Consider the following 17,546-nt stretch of genomic DNA (forward strand, 5'->3'; position numbering starts at 1 on the left):
TCCGCTCTGCGCGGCGAAATTAGGGCGGGTAAGCTGTCACAATCAACGCGAACCGGCTGGTTACTTTTCACCCTGCGGGAGATCCCGCCCGGCGCGGGCAGCCAGGACCAGTGCCTTGCGCACGCCATGCGCATCGGCCACCGGGGCGGGCCAGGGCAGGCGGCACACCCGCTCGCCGGCCGCCAGGTCGCAGCCATCCGGGTCCACCGCCACCATCCGCCAATCGCCCGGTGATTGCCGCAGCAGCCCCTCCGCGATGGCCTTCAGCGCCTCCGCATGGTCGGCGTTCACATGCCCGATGATGCCCTCCTCCGCTGCCGCCAGGGCGGCCACGGCGTCCGGGTCCGGCAACAGATCCGCCTGGCGCAGCCTGGTGGCGCGGGCGAAGCCCTGCACCAGCAGCGCCGCCGCCGGTCGGATGCGCCACAGGTGGAAATCGCCGAAATCCGCATAGAGCGCAGCATAGGGGTGGCGGGCCAGGAAGCGCGGCTTCAGCCCGGGCTCGGCGGGCTCCGCCAGGCCGGTGAGCGTCACCCGCGGGGCGGTCTGCGGGTTCACCTGTTCCGGCGCCCCCTGCACCAGGATGGCGCAGCGCGGCTCCGCCTTCAGGTGGCGGGTGTGTTCCGAGAGGTCCGACAGCAGCAGCAGCACGGTCAGGTCCGGCAGCAGCGCCGGCGTCACCAGGCTGGCGAAGGGCTGGCCCTGCTGGCTGGTCGCCAGCGTGGCGGCAGCGGCGGCGCGCAGCAGCCGGCGGGCGGCGAACCCGTGATCTTCCCCTGTCATGCACGCCCGCCCTTTGCCTGACCCGGCTTTGCCACAATCTACGGCTACGCCTTCCCCTACCGCGCGACCCGCGCACCCCGAGGAGTCTGCCTGTGCCGCACACCATCGCCCTGGTGGATGACGACCGCAACATCCTGACCAGCGTCTCCATGACCCTGGAGCAGGAGGGCTTCACCGTGCGCACCTACACCGATGGCGAAAGCGCCCTGCAGGGCCTGATGGCCCGGCCGGCGGACCTCGCGGTGCTGGACATCAAGATGCCGCGCATGGACGGGATGGAGCTGTTGCAGCGGCTGCGCCAGCGCAGCGCCATGCCGGTGATCTTCCTGACCAGCAAGGATGACGAGCTCGATGAGCTGATGGGCCTGCGCCTGGGGGCGGATGACTACATCACCAAGCCGTTCAGCCAGCGCCTGCTGCTGGAGCGTATCCGCGCCTTGCTGCGCCGCAACGAGGCCGGCCGGGCCGAGGGCAGCGGCACCCCCGCCGGCGGCATCATCGCCCGCGGCGACCTGATGCTGGACGAGACCAAGCACACCTGCATGTGGAAGGGGAAGCAGGTGCAGCTGACCGTGACGGAATTCCTGCTGGTGAAGGCGCTGGCCGTGCGCCCCGGCATGGTGAAGAACCGCGACCAGCTGATCGACGGCGCCTATGGCGAGAACATCTATGTCGATGACCGCACCATCGACAGCCATGTGAAGCGCGTGCGCAAGAAGTTCCGCCAGGTGGATGACGATTTCGCGCAGATCGAGACGCTGTACGGGCTGGGGTACCGGTACAAGGAAGCGTAGGCCCTGCCGAATCCCGGTGATCGCGACGGAACGCCGCCGCAATCGCCGGCGCCGGGATCCGCCGGCCCGGCTGCGGCGCGGCGGCCGGCAGGCCGCTCACCCGCCGGCGGCGGGCCCAGGTTCCCGGCAATCGGATCGGGCAACGGGGTGGGGTTTCACAGATACCGGCGCAGCAGGGGCAGCGCCTGCTCGACGCAGGCGCGGCCCTCGGCGATGGCTTCCGGGCCGCGGTGGAATTCCATCAGCCCGATCTCGCGCAGCCGCGGCAGCAGCAGCACATGCGGCGGGTCGCCCGCCAGGCGGGTGCGGGTGATCTGGTCCTGCATGATGTTGATGGAATTGGCCAGCACGTCGAAATAGCCGGGCGTTGCCGCGCCGGGCGGGAACAGCCGCGCGCCGAGCAGCGCCGCCTGATCGCGCAGCGCCAGGGGAAGCTGGCGCACCGCTTCGGCCAGACCCTCCGGCGGCGGGCGGGGGGCCGGCGGCGGTGGCTCCGAAGGCACCTCGAAGCGACGGCCCAGCAGGTCGCCATTCAGGTTCACCGCGATGATGATCTCGGCCCCCAGCGCCCGGCAGACGGAAACCGGCACCGGGTTGCACAGCCCGCCATCCACCAGCCATCGTCCCTCGCGCAGCGCCGGGCTGAACAGGCCGGGCAGGGCGGCGGAGGCGCGCACCGCCTGATGCAACGGTCCGGTCTGCAGCCACACTTCCCGCCCGGTCGCCAGGTCCGTGGCCACGGCGGCGTAGCGCGTGGCCAGGCCCTCGATCGGCACATCCAGGCCAAGCCCGCGCAGGAAGGCCAGCAGTTCCCGCCCCTCGATCAGGCCGCCCCGGGTCAGCCGCACATCCAGCAGGCCGACGATCTCCCGCCACCCGGCGGCCTGCACCCAGTCGTGCAGCGCAGCCAGCCGGCCGGCGGCCTGGGCGGCACCGACCACCGCGCCGATCGAGGTGCCGCAGACCACCTCCGGCACGATGCCGGCTTCCGCCAGCGCCTCCGCCACGCCGATATGCGCCCAGCCGCGCGCCGCGCCGCTGCCAAGCGCCAGGCCGATGCGGGGTGGCGCCACCCGCTCAGCCCCTGGCGCTGGCGGCCGCGCCGATTCCAGGCCGCATGGCCTCCGATCCCCCGCTGTCCCGCGCCCAGGCTAGCGCCGTTTCACCGCAAGGGAAGACGGTGAAACGGCGCCAGCAGCTCATTGTTTCGACGCATTTTCCGGCTCGCCTTGCGAAGCCGCAAGGCTTGAAAATGTTCTACAGGAGAAGGCGTTGCGAGGGAAATGACCGAGGCCCGGGCGGGGGCGCGGCGCGCACGGCGCGCCGGCCCCTCACAGGTGGCGCTCTGGGATCCGACCCGCGGCGCGAAGCGCCGAGCGCGCACCGCGGCCCGTGCCGCGAAGCCAGGGCCGCGGGCGCGGCCCGCCGGGCGTTCGAGGGGTACTACGGTGAAACCTTCCTGCGCCGGGTATCACGGCACCCCGAAATATCCGGCGAACTGCTCCCGCAGCCTGGTCTTGAGGATCTTGCCGGTGGCGGTGTGCGGGATTTCCGCCACCACGACGACATCGTCCGGCAGCCACCATTTCGCGACATGCGGCGCGATATGGTCCAGCACTGCCTGCTTCGCGATCTCCCGCCCGGCCTTGGGCACCAGCACCAGCAGCGGCCTTTCGTCCCATTTCGGGTGCCGTGCCGCCACCACGGCGGCTTCCGCCACATCCGGGTGGCCCATGGCCAGATTCTCCAGCTCGATGGAGGAAATCCACTCGCCGCCGGACTTGATGACATCCTTGGTGCGGTCGGTGACGTGCATGTAGCCGGCGGCGTCGATGGTCGCGACGTCCCCGGTCTCGAACCAGCCATCCGGCGTCAGCGCCTCCCGCCCCGCCCTGAAGTAGCCGCGCGTCACGGTGGGGCCGCGTACCTGGAGGTTGCCGAAGGTCGCGCCGTCCCACGGCTTCTCCACGCCGTCGTCGCCGACGATCCGCATATCGACCGTGAACGGAGGAAAGCCCTGGGTCTCCTGCAAATCCAGCACGCCTTCCGCGTCGCGCCCCGCCACCTCCGGCTTCACGCCGCAGATGGTGCCGATGGGGCTGGTTTCCGTCATGCCCCAGGCATGCACCACATGGATGCCCCGTCGCTCGAAGGCCGCGGTCAGCGCGCGCGGGCAGGCGGAACCGCCGATCACCACCCGCTTCAGCGTGGAAAGCTCGCCCCCCGTCGCTTCGAGATGCTGCAGCAGGCCGAGCCAGACGGTGGGCACGGCGGCGGTGAAGCTGACGCCCTCCGCCTCCATCAGCGATTGCAGGGAGGCGCCATCCAGCTTCGGGCCCGGCAGCACCAGCCCGGCGCCGGTCAGCGGCGCGACGAAGGGCAGGCACCAGCCATTGGCGTGGAACATCGGCACCACCGGCATCACCCGGTCCATGGCCGAAAGCCCCATCATGTCCGGCGCCGCGACCGCCAGCGCATGCAGCACGTTGGAGCGGTGGGAATACAGCACGCCCTTCGGCTCGCCCGTGGTGCCGGAGGTGTAGCAGAGCCCGGCGGCGGCGTTCTCCTCGCCCGGCAGCCAGGCGAAGTCGCCATCCGCCTCCGCCAGCCAGGATTCATAGTCCACCGCGCCGGGCAGGCTGGTTTCCGGCATATGCGCCGCATCCGTCAGCACCACGTAGCGCGTGATGTGCGGCAGCTTGGTCGCGATCCCCTCCGCCAGGGCGATGAAGGAAAGGTCCAACAGCATCAGCCGGCTTTCGGCGTGGTTCAGGATCCAGGCGATCTGGTCCGGGAACAGGCGCGGGTTCAGCGTGTGATAGACGGCGCCGGCGCCGGTGATGCCGTACCAGGCCTCGATGTGGCGCCAGGTGTTCCAGGCCAGCGTCGCCACCCGGTCGCCCGGCCGCACCCCCTCCCGCGCCAGCCGCTGCGCCAGGGCCAGCGACCGGCGGCGCAGCGTGGCATAGTCGGTGCGGTGGATCGGCCCCTCCACGCTGCGGCTGGCAACGGTCCGGCCGCCATGGTGGCGGGCGGCGTGGTCGATCAGCCGGTGGATCCTGAGCGGCCAGTCCTGCATCAGCCCGAGCATCGGCATCCCCCCTGGCTTGTCCGAAGTCTTGTTGGCTCGAAGTCTTGGCCCTTCCGCGGCATCGCGCAACCGGCATGGCCAGCCACCCCGCTGCCGCGTTACCCTCGCCCTAACCAGCACAGGACGCATGATGCCCGACGCGGGCGGCACCCCCACCCCGGCCAGGACCGAGACCCGCAGCGGCAGCCGGCGGCCGCGCTGGCTCTCGCCGCTGCTGCGCCGCATCCTGCTGATGAACGCCCTGCCGCCGGCGCTTCTGGCCGCCGCCCTGCTGTATCTGGACCAGTACCAGAACGGCCTGCTGGCAGCGGAGGTGGAGGCGCTGCGCACCCAGGCGCGCATCTACGCCGCCGCCATCGGCGAAGCCGCGACCAGGCCGCGGGACGACCGCACCATCCTGGTGCCGGAGGCCGCGCGCCCGCTGCTGCGCCGGCTGGTGGAGCCATCCCCCAACACCCAGGCAAGGCTGTTCGACAATACCGGCCTGCTGGTGGCCGACAGCCGCGTGCGGGAAGGCCCCGGCGGCGCCATCGTGACCGAACCGCTGCCGCCGCCCGAGCCGCGCGGCGCCTTCGCCGGCACGGTGGCGGGCATCTACGAACGGGTGCTCGCCGTGCTGCCGCGCGGGGCGCAGGACGAGGTGACGGTGGATGTGAACCCCAACGCGCCGTCCTTCGATTGGCAGCCGGAATTCGGCGGCACCAGCGGCACCGACCGGCGGGAGGAGCTGCGCCTGGCGCTGGAAGGCGGCGTGCGCCCCTATATCCGCCGCACCGCCGATGGCCGCCTGCTGGTGTCCGTGGCGGAGCCGGCGCGGCGCGGCGCGGCGCCGGTCGGCATCGTGCTGCTGACGCGGGAGGCGCGGGAGGTCGATGCCCGGCTGCTCGACATCCGGGTTTCCGTCCTGGCGCTGTTCGCCCTGGCGCTGGTGCTGACGGTGCTGCTGTCCATGTACCTGTCGCGCACCCTGGCGACGCCGATCCTGGAACTGGCGCGCGCCGCCGCGGCGATGCGCGAGGGCGAGGGCCGCGGCGGCAGCGTGCCGCGCCCGCTGCTGACGCGGGAGGATGAGATCGGCGTGCTGGCGCGCGATTTGCAGACCGCGGCGCGCGCGCTGTGGGCGCGGATCGACGCCAATGAACGCTTCGCCGCCGATGTGGCGCATGAACTGCGCAACCCGCTGACCAGCGTGCGCAGCGCCATCGAGACGCTGCGGCGGATCGAGGATCCGGTGAAGCAGCGCCGGCTGCTGGCCATCATCGCCGACGACGCGGTGCGCATGGACCGCCTGATCAACGACATCGCCGACAGCTCGCGCGTCGATGCCGAGCTATCGCGCACCATCGCGACGCCGGTCGATGTCGCCCCCATCCTGGGCGCGCTGGGGGAGCTGCACGCGGCGACGCGGGCGGAGGGCGACCCGACGCTGGAGATCGAGGCGCCGGCGGAGGGCCTCAGCGTGCGCGGGGTGGAAGGGCGTCTGGTGCAGGTGTTCCGCAACCTGATCGGCAATGCCATCTCCTTCAGCCCGCGCGACGGCCATGTGGTGGTGCGGGCGCGGCCGACCGGGCAGATGGTGGAGTTCATCATCGAGGATGACGGCCCCGGCATCCCCGACGCGAAGCTGGAGAGCATCTTCGACCGCTTCTACAGCGAACGCCCCACCGGCGAGCGCTTCGGCCAGCATTCCGGCCTGGGCCTGTCCATCTCCAAGCAGATCGTCGAGGGCCTGCGCGGCCGCATCGCCGCCGAGAACCGGCGCGACGCCGATGGCGCCATCCTTGGCGCCCGCTTCATCGTGCGGCTGCCGGCCGCCTGAGCGAAGCGTCGCGCGCCGATCGCCGGCGCGCGCCCCGGGCGCCCGGCTGCGCGCCGCCGGGGCAGGTCGGCGCAACCCGGCCATTGGTGTCAGGCGGCCTTCACCCGGGCCAGGAACTGCGCCACCTCCGCATCCGCCGCCTGGGCCTGGCGCGCCAGGGTGGCGGAGGCGGCCAGAACCTCCTGCGCCGTGCGGCCGGTTTCCTCGGCCAGGGTGCTGACAGCGCCCAGGCTGTCCGTCACCTGGCCGGTGCCCTGCGCCACGTCCTGCACATGGCTGCTGATGCCTTGCGTCGCGGCGGATTGCTGCTCCACCGCGGCGGCGATGGCGGTGGTGATCTCGCTGACCTGGCCGACCGTGCCGGCGATGCCGGCAATGGCCGTCACCGCCTGTTCCGTCGCCGCCTGGATCTGGCCGATCTGCCGGCCGATATCCTCGGTGGCCTGGGCGGTCTGCGCCGCCAGCGCCTTCACCTCCCCCGCCACCACGGCGAAGCCCTTGCCGGCGTCGCCGGCGCGTGCCGCCTCGATCGTCGCGTTCAGCGCCAGCAGGTTGGTCTGGGCGGCGATGCGGCGGATCAGCACCACCACCTCGCTGATCCGCCCGGCGCCCTCCGACAGGTCGCGCACCACGCGGTCCGTGCGCTCGGCATCCACCACGGCGGATTGGACGACGGATTGGGACTGGCTGATCTGCCGGCTGATCTCGCGGATCGACGCGGTGAGCTGTTCCGCCGCCGCCGCCACGGATTGCACGCCGCCATTGGCGCCTTCCGCCGCGCGCGCCATCGCGGCGGCCTGGGCGGTGCCGCGCTCCGCGGTGCCGGACATGGTGCTGGCGCTGGATTCCAGCGTGGTGGCGGAGCGGGTGAGCTGCGTCGTCAGCTCGCCGATCCGGGTCTCGAAGGCCCGGGTCAGCTGGTCCAGCGCCTCCGCCCGGCGGATGCGGGCACCCTGTTCCTCGCGCTGCAGGGCGCCCAGGCGGTCGGCCTCGATCAGCCCGTCCTTGAACACCTGCACGGCGCCGGCCATGGCGCCGATCTCGTTGCGGCGGCCCAGCATCGGCACCGCGATGTCAAGTTCCCGCGCCGCCAGCCGGCGCATCGCCGCCGTCATCTGGCCGATCGGCCGCACCACCAGGCGCTGCGCCGCCACCCAGCCGCCCAGGCTCAGCAGCAGGGCCAGGCCGATCAGCCCGGCACCGAGCGCCAGGCCGCGGCGTGCCGCCGCCTGTTCCGCCAGCGCCACCTCCACCATGCCATCCAGCGCCGCCAGGGGGATGGCGCTCAGCAGCGGCACGAAGGGCACCTGCTGGTCGCGGAAGGCGGTGGCGTCGATCGCCGGCGGGCGGCCCTCGGCCAGGGACGCCACCACGGCGTCGCGCGCCTGGCCGGCCGGGCCGGTGACGCCGGGCTGCGCCGCGCCCAGCGCCGCGCGCAAGGTGGCGGGGATGCCGGGCCGCGCCGCGCCGGCCTCCAGCGTCGCCCAGGCGGTGGTCGCGCGGCCCTGCTGGCGCAGCGTCGCCGCCACTTCGGCCGGGCTCCAGGGGCGGCCGGCATTCACCGCCACCAGCGAATTCAGCATCACATCGCCCAGGCCGCTGCGCAGCGTCCAGCCGGCGCGCCGCAGCGCCACCAGCTGGTCGACCAGCGGGTTGGACAGCAGCGCGCCATCCTCCACCAGCTCCGTCACCCGCAGCAGCGCGTCCACATGCCCGGCGGTGACGCGCGCCCAATTGGCCGCCAGGCCCTGGTCGCGGCGGTCCCGCGGCAGCCGCATCGCCGCATCCACCTGGCCGCGCAGCGCCTGGATCGCTTCCCGTTCCGTCTCCAGCGCCTGCGCCTCCCCCGCATGGCCCAGGGCGCGCAGGGAAGCGGGGACCTGCGCGAAATAGCGTTCCGCCTGCGCCCGCGGCCCCATCACCCGGGCGCTGTCCGGGTCCGGTGCCGCGGCGGCGAGCGCGGTCAGCACCTCGCCGCGTTCCAGCCGCAGGGTGGCGGCGGTGCCGAACAGCATCCGGCTGGCCTCTGCCAGCTGCACCACCCGCGCCGCATCGGCGTGGCGGGTCCAGGCGCGCCAGACAAGGTCGGTGCTGAAGCCCGCCAGCATCAACAGGCTGAGGCCAAGCACGCCGCCAAGCAGCACCTTGATGGACAGGTTGGCGAAGCGTGACATGCGGCGACCCCGGCGATGCGAGGCGCCCAGCCTAGGGCCTGCCGGTTGAGGCCGGGTTAAGCGGCCAGGATCAGCCCCGCCGCCTTGTGCGCCACCGCCAGCACCGTCGCGTTGATGTTGCAGACCGGGATGTCCGGGAAGACTGAGGCATCCACCACCCGCAGCCCGGCCACGCCGCGCAGCCGCAGCGTGGCATCCAGCGGCGCGCCGCCATCCGCCCCGCCCATCCGCACCGTGCCGCAGGGGTGGTAGACGGTGCCGCCGGTCTCCGCGGCGAAGCGCACCAGCTCGGCCTCCGCCTGCACCGCCGGGCCGGGCCGCACCTCCCCCACCACGATGCCCTGCAGCGGCGGCGCCGCCATCCAGCGTCGCGCCAGGCGGATGCCGCGGGCGATGGCGGCGCGGTCCGCCGCCGCCGTCAGGAAGCGCGGCGCGATCACCGGCGGGCGCGCCGGGTCCGGCCCGGCCAGGGTGACACTGCCGCGCGACTGCGGCCGGCATTGCCAGACGCCCAGCGTCAGGCCCGGCGCCTCCTCCGGCACGCCGATGCGGCCCTCGGCCCAGGAAACCGGGCCGCCATTGAGCTGGATGTCCGGCGCCTCCAGCCCCGGCTCGGTCTTCGCGAAGACGCCGACCATGCCGGGCGACCAGGTCAGCACGCCATCGCCGCGGGTGACCCAGCGCGCCACCTCCAGCGCCAGGCGTGGCCAGGCGATGCGGCGGTTGGCGGACCAGCGATGCTCCGACAGGCGATAGGTCAGGCGGGCGATGTAGTGGTCCTGCAGGTTGGCGCCGATGCCGGGGATGTCGCGGCGCACCGCGATGCCATGGTCCTGCAGGTGCTGCGCCGGGCCGAGGCCGGACAGCATCAGCAGATGCGGGCTGCCGATGGCGCCGGCGGCCAGGATCACCTCCCGCCGCGCCGCCACCACCTGTCCAGCCCCGCCGCGGCGGAGGCGCACGCCGGTGGCGCGGCCTTCCGCCATCTCGATGGACAGGGCCAGGGCATTGTCGAACAGCGCCACGCCGCGCTTCAGCGCCGGGCGCAGGAAGGCGCTGGCGGCGGAATGGCGGCGGCGGCCGTTGCGGGTCTGCTGGAAGGTGGAAAACCCGTCCCGCGCCGGGCCGTTCATGTCGCGCGGCGTGGGCAGGCCGATGGCGGCCGCGGCGTCCCGCATCCGCGCCACCACGGGCGGCAGCTCCGCCAGGTGCTGCACATGCAGCGCGCCGTCCCGGCCGCGATGCGGGCCATCCTCCTCCGCCCGCTCATAGGCCGCGAAATGCGGCGCGAGATCGGCCCAGGACCAGCCCGTGCAGCCCTTCTGCGCCCAGAGATCGTAATCCGAGGGATCGCCCCAGACATGGCCGAGCCCGTTGATGGAGGAGGACCCGCCCAGCACCCGGCCGCGCGGATAGTCCAGCGCGCGGCGGCCGGTGGCCGGATCCGGCGCGGTGGCGAAGCCCCAGGTCAGCGCCTTGTGGCCCAGGATGCGGGCATAGCCGGCCGGGATGTGCAGCCAGGGGTGGCGGTCCGGACCGCCGGCTTCCACCACCGCCACGCTGGCGCCGCCGGCGGAAAGCCGGTCCGCCAGCAGGCAGCCGGCGCTGCCGGCGCCGATGATGACGAAGTCGAAGGCCGCATCGCTCACGCGCCGACGCCGGGCACCGGCCCGACCTCCCGCGCCACGGCCAGCAGGGAACGCCGCAGCCAGGCATGGCCGGGATCGGCCTCGAAGCGCCGGTGGAACACCAGGGAGAGGCGGGTGTGGCGGAATTCCACGGGGCAGGGGCGCAGCGCCAGGTCGTAGGTCTCCGCCATGCGCTGCGCCAGGCGGGCGGAGAGCGTCATCACCATGTCGGTGCGGGCCAGGATCTCCGGCACCGCACCCAGATGCGCCACCACGGCGCCCAGCCGGCGCGGGAAGCCGGCTTCCCGCAGCGGCTCGTCCAGCGCGCCGTCGCGGGACCCGTTGGGCGAGTGCAGCAGGTGCGGGAAGGCGGTAAAGCGATCCAGCGTCAGCGGCCCTTCCGCCAGCGGATGGCCCTTGCGCACCAGGGTCAGGAAATTCTCCGGCAGCAGGCGCACCCGGGTGTAGAGCGCCGGCGGGTCCGGCAGCACAGCGACGGCCAGCTCCGCCTCCCCCTTCGCCAGCAGGTCCTGGGCATTGGTGCGGTCCGCATGGCGCACCGCCAGCAGGGCGCGCGGCGCTTCCTGGTGCATCAATTCCAGCAGCGGCGGGGCCAGCACGCTCTCGGCATATTCGGACAGCGCCACGGTGAAGACGCGGTCCGTCGTCGCCGGTTCGAAGGGCGCGTGGTCGGCCAGGGTGGTGCGCAGCCGGTCCAGCACCTCCGCCACGGGCCCGGCGAGGGAAAGCGCCAGGGCGGTGGGCTCCACCCCGCCGGGGCGCCGGAGGAACAGCTCGTCATTCAGCGCCGCGCGCAGCCGTGCCAGGGCGTTGGAGACGGCGGGCTGCGAGAGGTTCAGCTTCTCCGCCGCATGGGTCACGTGGCGTTCGCGGGCCACCGCGTCGAAGACGCGCAGCAGGTTCAGGTCCAGCGTCTGGAGATCGGCCAAGGCGAGAATTTCCCATCATCCGCGACCCGGCAGCCGCGACTGGCGGCCGCATCATTTCGCACCGTGATGATGGGTGTTCCATCCCCGTGTTGGAAGCACCAGCCCCACCCGGCGCATATCGCCGGCCACAGGCGGCGCACCCTGCGCCCCGCACGGAGACACGACGATGAACCTCGATGAGCGCACCACCACCCCCTATGCCGCCCTGCTGCTGCGCGTGACGCTGGGCGTCGCCCTGCTGGCGCATGGGCTGCTGCTGAAGATCATGACCTTCGGCCTGGCCGGCACGATGGGCTTCTTTGGCTCCCTCGGCTACCCGCCGGTGCTCGGCGCCGTGGTGGCGATCGCGGAGGCGCTGGCCGGCCTGGCGCTGATCCTCGGCCTCTGGGTGCGGCCGGTCAGCCTGCTGGTGGTGCCGATCATGATCGGCGCGACGCTGCAGCATGCCGGCAATGGCTGGCTGTTCAACGCGCCGGGCGGCGGCTGGGAATTCCCGGCCATGTGGACGCTGCTGATGCTGGTGCAGGCGGGCCTGGGCGCCGGCGCCCATGCGCTGGATGTGAACCGGCTGCTCGGCCGGGGCACGACGACCGCGCGGGCCTGAAGCCTGGCCCGAAGGCGCCGCGGGGCCCCCGCGGCGCCTTTTGCGCGTCAGCGCCCCAGCAGCCCCGCCAGCTGGTCCGCGACCTGCTGCCGTGCCAGCCGTGCCGCGGCCGCATCGCCGCCGAGATGCGCGCGGCGCGCCACGCAGGCATCCTGGTAGGTGAAGGGCGCCCCGGTGGCCAGGTTGGTCAGCACCCCCGGCGCCGTCTCGCTGATCCGGCAGTCCCGCACCGATTGCGCCGGGCCTTCCACGGCGCGCGGGCTCAGCGGGTTGTCGAAGCCGTGATGCGCGCCGGGATATTCCGTGACCTGCACATCCACCCCGGCGGCGCGCAGCCGCGCCACATGCGCCTGCACCGGCGCCAGCGGGTTCATGTCGTCCGCCGTGCCGTGGTGGATGCGGATGGGCTTCGGCACCATCGCCGTATCCTCCAGGTAGCGCGTCGCGGCATCCGGGTAGAAGGCGATGGTCGCGGCGGGGATCAGGCCGGAGCGGTTCCACAGGCGATGGAAGCGCGCCATGGCGGCATACAGCGCCGCCTGCCCGCCGCGGGAGAAGCCCATCACCGCCACCCGGTCGGGGTCCACCGCCGGGTGCCGGGCCAGCACCTCCAGCGCCCGGTAGCTGTCCAGGATGAAGGCCAGCCGCCCCAGCGCCGCCTGGTCCTGGCTGGTGGAGACCAGCCCGCGGCCGGAGAAGCCATCCAGCACGAAGGCGGAGATGCCGATCGCCAGCAGCCCGCGCACCCAGAGCGGCATGGACGCCCCGATGCCGCCCGAGCCATGCACCAGCAGCACGGCAGGCCGCCGGCCCTCGCCCTGCGCCAGGTACAGCGCGCCCGCCAGCGTCACCGGCGGCCCGTCCGCCTCGCCCCGCAGGAATTGCGCGTCGGTCAGCGTCAGGCTGGGGATCGGGTGGAGCTCGGTGCGGGCGGGCAGGTCGTGGACCATGCTCACGGTGCCTGAAAGGATCGCGTTTGTGACTTAACGCCCATTGATATCATTGTCTTGTTCCTGCGCTCTTGGTGCTTCGGGCATCAATCCACAAACGCTCAGCGTGTCCCCGTCGAGCCGAAGCCGCCGGCGCCGCGGGCCGTGTCCGGCAGCACCGCCACCTCCGCCAGGGTTGCCCGCACCACCGGGGCCACCACCGCCTGGGCGATGCGCATGCCGCGTTCCACGGTGAAGGGCTCGGCACCGGCATTCATCACGATCACCTGCAATTCCCCCCGGTAATCCTCGTCCACCGTGCCGGGGCTGTTGGGCAGGGTGATGCCGTGCTTGAGCGCGAGACCGGACCGCGGCCGCACCTGCAATTCATGCCCCGCCGGCAGCGCGATGCAGAGGCCGGTCGGCACCAGCACCCGCGCGCCCGGGGCGATCACCAGCGGCTGATTCACCGCTGCCAGCAGGTCCATCCCCGCCGCCCCCGCCGTGGCATAGGCGGGCAGCGGCAGGCCTGCCGCATGCGGCAGGCGCTTCACCAGGATCTCGACCATGTCAGGCAAAAACCTCCGCGATGCGCGCGGCCAGCCGGCGCGCGACCTCTTCCTTCGGCAGGCGGGGCCAATCCTCCACGCCCTCCGCCGTCACCAGATGCACGGCGTTCTCCGCCCCGCCCATCACGTCGCCGGAGACATCGTTGGCGACGATCCAGTCGCAGCCCTTGCGCAGCCGCTTGGCCTGCGCATGCGGCACCACGGTCTCGGTCTCCGCCGCGAAGCCCACCACCAGGCGCGGGCGCTGCGTGGCGTGCCGGGCGATGGTGGCCAGGATGTCCGGGTTCAGCACCAGGGTGATGCCGGGGGGCGGCGCGCCGGGTACCTTCTTGATCTTCTGGGTGCCGACATCGGCCGGGCGGAAATCCGCCACGGCGGCGGCGAAGACGGCGGCGTCCGCCGGCAGGGCGGCTTCCACCGCCGCCAGCATGTCCCGCGCGCTCTCGATCCGGACCACCGTCACGCCGGCCGGGTCCGGCACCGCCACGGGGCCGCAGACCAGCGTGACGCGCGCGCCGAGTGCCGCCAAGGCCGCGGCGATCGCATGGCCCTGGCGGCCGCTGCTGCGGTTGGCGATGAAGCGCACCGGGTCGATGGCTTCCTGCGTCGGCCCGCTGGTCACCACCACATGCCGCCCGGCCAGGGGGCCGGTGGACAGCAGCGCCTGGATGGCGGCGAGGATGGCCGGCGGTTCCGCCAGCCGCCCCGGCCCGCTTTCCGGCTCCGCCATCGGCCCTTCCTCCGGCCCCACCACCGCGACGCCGCGCGCGGCCAGGGCCTGCATGTTGGCGCGCGTGGCCGGATGCCCCCACATCGCCGGGTTCATCGCCGGCGCCACCAGCAGCTTCGCCCGCGTCGCCAGCAGCACGGTGGAGGCGAGGTCGTCCGCCAGCCCGGCCGCCATCTTCGCCAGCAGATCGGCCGAGGCCGGCGCCACCACCACGAGGTCGGGCGCGCGGGCCAGGCGGATATGGCCGATCTCGGCTTCCGCCGCCCAGAGATCGTCATGCACCCGGGCCCCGGCGATGCCGGCCAGCGCCTCCTTTGTCACGAAGCGGGCGCCGCCGGCGGTGAGGATGGGCGTCACCTGATGCCCGGCGCGGCGCGCCAGGCGGACCAGTTCCAGCGCCTTGTAGGCGGCGACGCTGCCGGAGACGATGAGGAGCAGATGGGCCATGCGGCGCAGCCTAGAGCAATATGCGTTCGGATGGAATCATCTGAACGCATTTCTTGCCCTAGAATCAAAGACTTCTACAGCACGCGCTGGGTCCAGGCGAAGGCAGCGTGCGCTGGGGGGCTGCCCGGCAATCCGCCAGCCGCGGCGGGTTCAGCCTGCGGCCAGACGCCGCCGTGCCTCCGCCGCATCCGCCGCGATCGCCGCCTTCAGCGCCTCCAACCCCGCGAAGCTGGCATCCGGGCGCTGGAAATGCAGCAGGCGCACGCCGATCTCCTGGCCATAGAGGTCGCCGCTGAAGTCGAACAGATGCACTTCCAGCCGCGTCACCGGGTCGCCACCCAGCGTCGGGCGGCGGCCGACATTCGCCACGCCGTCCACCAGCCTGCCATCGGCCAGCGCCACGCGCACGGCATAGACACCGCGCGCCGGTTCGAGGTGCCGGCCGAGCAGGATGTTGGCGGTGGGCCAGCCCAACACCCGCCCCAGCTTGTCGCCGTGGAACACCTCCCCCCGCACTTCCCAGGGCTGGCCGAGGCAGGCGGCGGCGCGTTCCGGATAGCCGTCCTGCAGGGCGCGGCGGATGCGGGTGGAGGAAATCGGGCCGCCGGCATCGGCCACCGCCGGCACCACGGTCAGCCCGATGCCGCGGGCTTCCGCCGCCGCCGCCAGGAATTCCACATTGCCGCCGCGGCGATGGCCGAAGGCGAAATCCGCGCCGCAGGCCAGGTGCCGGGCGCCGATGGTATGGTGCAGCACCCGCTCCACGAACGCCTCGGCCGGCATGGCGGCCAGGTTTGCGTCGAAGGGCAGGGCGAAGACGGTCTTCGCGCCCAGCGCGCCGAGCGCCGCCGCCTTGGCGGGGAAAAGGGTCAGGCGGAAGGGCGGGTCCTCGGGGCGGAAATGCTCCCGCGGGTGCGGCTCGAAGGTCAGGGCGGCCAGCGGCAGGTCCGGCCGGGCGGCATGAGCGGCGCGCAGCACCGCGGCATGGCCCAGATGCACGCCGTCGAAATTGCCCAGCGCCACGGTGGCACCGCGCAGCGCCGCCGGCACGCCGGCCAGATCCTCGATGCGGAAGGGCGTCATGCCTGTTCGGGCCGCAGCCAGGGCAGGGTGCCGGCCGGGGGCGCGAAGCCGGCCAGCAGGTCCAGCGCCTCCTCCACCGTGGCGGCACACATCGCGAGCGGGCGTTGGGTTTCGCGCACGAAGCCTTCCGCCAGCATGAAATCCAGCGTCTTCAGGAAGGGTTGCCAGAAGCCGGCGACGTCGAGGAACACCACGCCCTTGGGCTGGATGCCAAGCTGCACCCAGGTCAGCGCCTCCACCGCTTCCTCCAGCGTGCCGTAGCCGCCGGGCAGCACGATGAAGCCATCGGCCAGCGCCGCCATCTTGGCCTTGCGCTCATGCATCGTATCGACCACGTGCATGGCCACGCCGCCGCCATGGCCGACCTCGCGCTTCAACAGGCCGTGCGGGATCACGCCGATCACCTCCGCCCCCGCGCCCAGCGCCGCATCGGCGGCGATGCCCATCAGCCCGACGGCGCCGCCGCCATAGACCAGGCCGATGCCGCGCCGCGCCACCGCCTGGCCGAGCGCCACCGCCGCCTCGGCGTATTCGGGCCGCGCCCCCACCATGGAGCCGCAGAACACGCAGACCCGCTTCAGTTCCGCCACATCCAGGCTCCCCGGCTTCGCATGGTGCACCGCAATACAGCAAATCCGGCAGGGGCGAAAACCGACTGCCCCGGGCGGCGATGGGGGAAATCCCCCGCCGCGCGCACGTCGACAAGCCCCGGCCGCTTTGCCACAACGCCGGCACAGCAGCGCACGGAACCGCACATGCCCGCCACCACCCTCGGCACCTCGGAGCAGCTTCTGGCGGAACTCCGCCTTTGGGTGGAGCAGGAGACGCCGACGACCGACCCGTGGGCGGTGAATGCGCTGGTGGACCGCTGCGAGGCGGAACTCGCCGCGGTGGGCGGCGAGATCACCCGGATCCCGGGCCGCGATGGCTTCGGCGACACGCTGGTCTGCCGCACGCCGGGCGCCGCCGGCAGCAACCTGCCGCCGGTGATGGTCTCCGGCCATCTCGACACCGTCTGGGACCACGGCACGCTGGCCGGCCCGATGCCCTTCCGGGTGGAGGGCGACAAGGCCTATGGCCCCGGCATCTACGACATGAAGGCGGGGTCCTTCATGGCCTTCCACAGCGTGCGGGAGATCCTGCGCCAGAAGATCCCGACGAAGCGGCCCATCGTGCTGCTGCTGACGCCGGATGAGGAAGTGGGCAGCCCGACCAGCCGCGACGTCATCGAGCAGACCGCCCGCGGCGCCCGCGCCGTGTTGATCCCGGAACCGGCCGGCGCTGGCGGCGCCTGCGTCACCGCGCGCAAGGGGGTGGGGCGCTTCGACATCCGGGTGCGCGGCGTCTCCGCCCATTCCGGCGGCAACTGGTCCGAGGGCCGCAGCGCCGTGGTCGCCCTGTCCCGCCTGGTGCTGCAGATCCATGGCATGACGGACCTGGCCGCCGGCATCACCACCAACGTCGCCCCCATCTTCGGCGGCACCCGCCCCAATGTCATCCCGCCCGAGGCCGGGGCGGAGGTCGACCTGCGCGTGCCGACGATTGCGGAGGGGGAGCGGATGGAGAAGCTGATCCTCGCCCTGGCCGGGGAGCAGGACGGCATCGCCATCACGGTCACGGGCGGCATGAACCGGCCGCCCTTCGCCGAGAATGCGGAGATCCGCGCCCTCTACGACCAGGCGAAGGCGCTGGCCGCCGCGGCCGGCTACGACCTGCCGAAGCAGCATCGCGGCGGCGGCTCGGACGGCAATTTCACCGCCGCGCTCGGCATCCCGACGCTGGATGGCCTGGGCTGCACCGGCGCCGGCGCCCATGCGCCGCATGAGCACATCGTCTGGACCGACCTCGCCGCCCGCTGCGCCACGCTGTGCGGGCTGCTGGAGGCGATCGACTGAGGGGGCGCGGCGCCCTGGCGGCGCTGGCCGGGACCGCGGGCGGAGCAAGG

At 72.9% G+C, this 17,546-nt stretch carries 15 protein-coding genes; 4 read left to right on the top strand and 11 right to left on the bottom strand.

Annotated elements, in window-relative coordinates:
- Positions 1-60: 60 nt before the first annotated feature.
- A complete protein-coding gene (locus HEQ75_RS09180; RefSeq protein WP_168029517.1) occupies positions 61-783 on the bottom strand; it encodes a HugZ family pyridoxamine 5'-phosphate oxidase in 723 nt (240 codons plus the stop codon).
- Between the two features lie 92 nt (positions 784-875).
- On the opposite strand from HEQ75_RS09180, the gene HEQ75_RS09185 reads away from it, so the two are divergent.
- Entirely contained in the window at positions 876-1,577 is a 702-nt protein-coding gene (locus tag HEQ75_RS09185) for a response regulator transcription factor (RefSeq protein ID WP_168029519.1), read from the top strand.
- A 155-nt stretch (positions 1,578-1,732) separates the two neighbouring features.
- Here HEQ75_RS09185 and HEQ75_RS09190 read toward each other — a convergent pair whose 3' ends face one another.
- The gene (locus HEQ75_RS09190; RefSeq protein ID WP_209318446.1) at positions 1,733-2,650 is read right to left on the bottom strand and encodes a patatin-like phospholipase family protein; all 918 of its coding nucleotides are present in this window, start codon (positions 2,648-2,650) and stop codon (positions 1,733-1,735) included.
- 398 nt (positions 2,651-3,048) lie between these two features.
- Positions 3,049-4,668, bottom strand: a complete 1,620-nt coding sequence (locus tag HEQ75_RS09195; RefSeq protein WP_168029521.1) for a long-chain-fatty-acid--CoA ligase — start codon at positions 4,666-4,668, stop codon at positions 3,049-3,051.
- 130 nt (positions 4,669-4,798) lie between these two features.
- Between HEQ75_RS09195 and HEQ75_RS09200 the strand changes: the two genes are divergently transcribed.
- The gene (locus tag HEQ75_RS09200; RefSeq protein WP_168029596.1) at positions 4,799-6,487 is read left to right on the top strand and encodes a stimulus-sensing domain-containing protein; all 1,689 of its coding nucleotides are present in this window, start codon (positions 4,799-4,801) and stop codon (positions 6,485-6,487) included.
- Between the two features lie 89 nt (positions 6,488-6,576).
- Here the strand turns inward: HEQ75_RS09200 and HEQ75_RS09205 are convergent, their stop codons facing one another.
- From HEQ75_RS09205 to HEQ75_RS09215, 3 genes are read right to left on the bottom strand one after another with little or no spacing between them, the layout of a single operon-like run.
- On the bottom strand, positions 6,577-8,661 hold the full coding sequence (locus HEQ75_RS09205) for a methyl-accepting chemotaxis protein (RefSeq protein ID WP_168029523.1): 2,085 nt from the start codon (positions 8,659-8,661) through the stop codon (positions 6,577-6,579).
- 56 nt (positions 8,662-8,717) lie between these two features.
- Entirely contained in the window at positions 8,718-10,310 is a 1,593-nt protein-coding gene (locus HEQ75_RS09210; protein WP_168029525.1) for a GMC family oxidoreductase, read from the bottom strand.
- Complete coding sequence (locus HEQ75_RS09215; protein ID WP_168029527.1) at positions 10,307-11,239, bottom strand: LysR family transcriptional regulator; 933 nt, start codon at positions 11,237-11,239, stop codon at positions 10,307-10,309. The genes HEQ75_RS09210 and HEQ75_RS09215 overlap by 4 nt, the downstream gene beginning before the upstream one ends.
- Positions 11,240-11,405: 166 nt before the next feature.
- On the opposite strand from HEQ75_RS09215, the gene HEQ75_RS09220 reads away from it, so the two are divergent.
- Positions 11,406-11,843: a DoxX family protein gene (locus tag HEQ75_RS09220; RefSeq protein WP_168029529.1), complete on the top strand. Its 438-nt coding sequence runs from the start codon at positions 11,406-11,408 to the stop codon at positions 11,841-11,843.
- 47 nt (positions 11,844-11,890) lie between these two features.
- On the opposite strand, the gene HEQ75_RS09225 is transcribed toward HEQ75_RS09220, so the two are convergent.
- The 5 genes from HEQ75_RS09225 to HEQ75_RS09245 all read right to left on the bottom strand — a co-directional run bounded on the left by HEQ75_RS09225 (position 11,891) and on the right by HEQ75_RS09245 (position 16,191).
- On the bottom strand, positions 11,891-12,793 hold the full coding sequence (locus HEQ75_RS09225) for a dienelactone hydrolase family protein (protein WP_168029598.1): 903 nt from the start codon (positions 12,791-12,793) through the stop codon (positions 11,891-11,893).
- Between the two features lie 101 nt (positions 12,794-12,894).
- A complete protein-coding gene (gene dut, locus HEQ75_RS09230; RefSeq protein ID WP_168029531.1) occupies positions 12,895-13,341 on the bottom strand; it encodes a dUTP diphosphatase in 447 nt (148 codons plus the stop codon).
- Between the two features lies 1 nt (position 13,342).
- Positions 13,343-14,518, bottom strand: a complete 1,176-nt coding sequence (gene coaBC / locus HEQ75_RS09235; RefSeq protein WP_168029533.1) for a bifunctional phosphopantothenoylcysteine decarboxylase/phosphopantothenate--cysteine ligase CoaBC — start codon at positions 14,516-14,518, stop codon at positions 13,343-13,345.
- A 150-nt stretch (positions 14,519-14,668) separates the two neighbouring features.
- Positions 14,669-15,601, bottom strand: a complete 933-nt coding sequence (locus HEQ75_RS09240) for a bifunctional riboflavin kinase/FAD synthetase (protein ID WP_168029535.1) — start codon at positions 15,599-15,601, stop codon at positions 14,669-14,671.
- The gene (locus HEQ75_RS09245) at positions 15,598-16,191 is read right to left on the bottom strand and encodes an LOG family protein (protein ID WP_328733494.1); all 594 of its coding nucleotides are present in this window, start codon (positions 16,189-16,191) and stop codon (positions 15,598-15,600) included. The genes HEQ75_RS09240 and HEQ75_RS09245 overlap by 4 nt, the downstream gene beginning before the upstream one ends.
- 165 nt (positions 16,192-16,356) lie before the next feature.
- Here HEQ75_RS09245 and HEQ75_RS09250 point away from each other — a divergent pair, with 165 nt between their 5' ends.
- Positions 16,357-17,496 (top strand): M20 family metallopeptidase, encoded by a 1,140-nt coding sequence (locus HEQ75_RS09250; RefSeq protein WP_168029537.1) that lies wholly within the window; start codon positions 16,357-16,359, stop codon positions 17,494-17,496.
- Positions 17,497-17,546: the final 50 nt, after the last annotated feature.

The sequence above is a fragment of the Falsiroseomonas selenitidurans genome (assembly GCF_012103215.1).
Classification (GTDB): Bacteria; Pseudomonadota; Alphaproteobacteria; order Acetobacterales; family Acetobacteraceae; genus Falsiroseomonas; species Falsiroseomonas selenitidurans.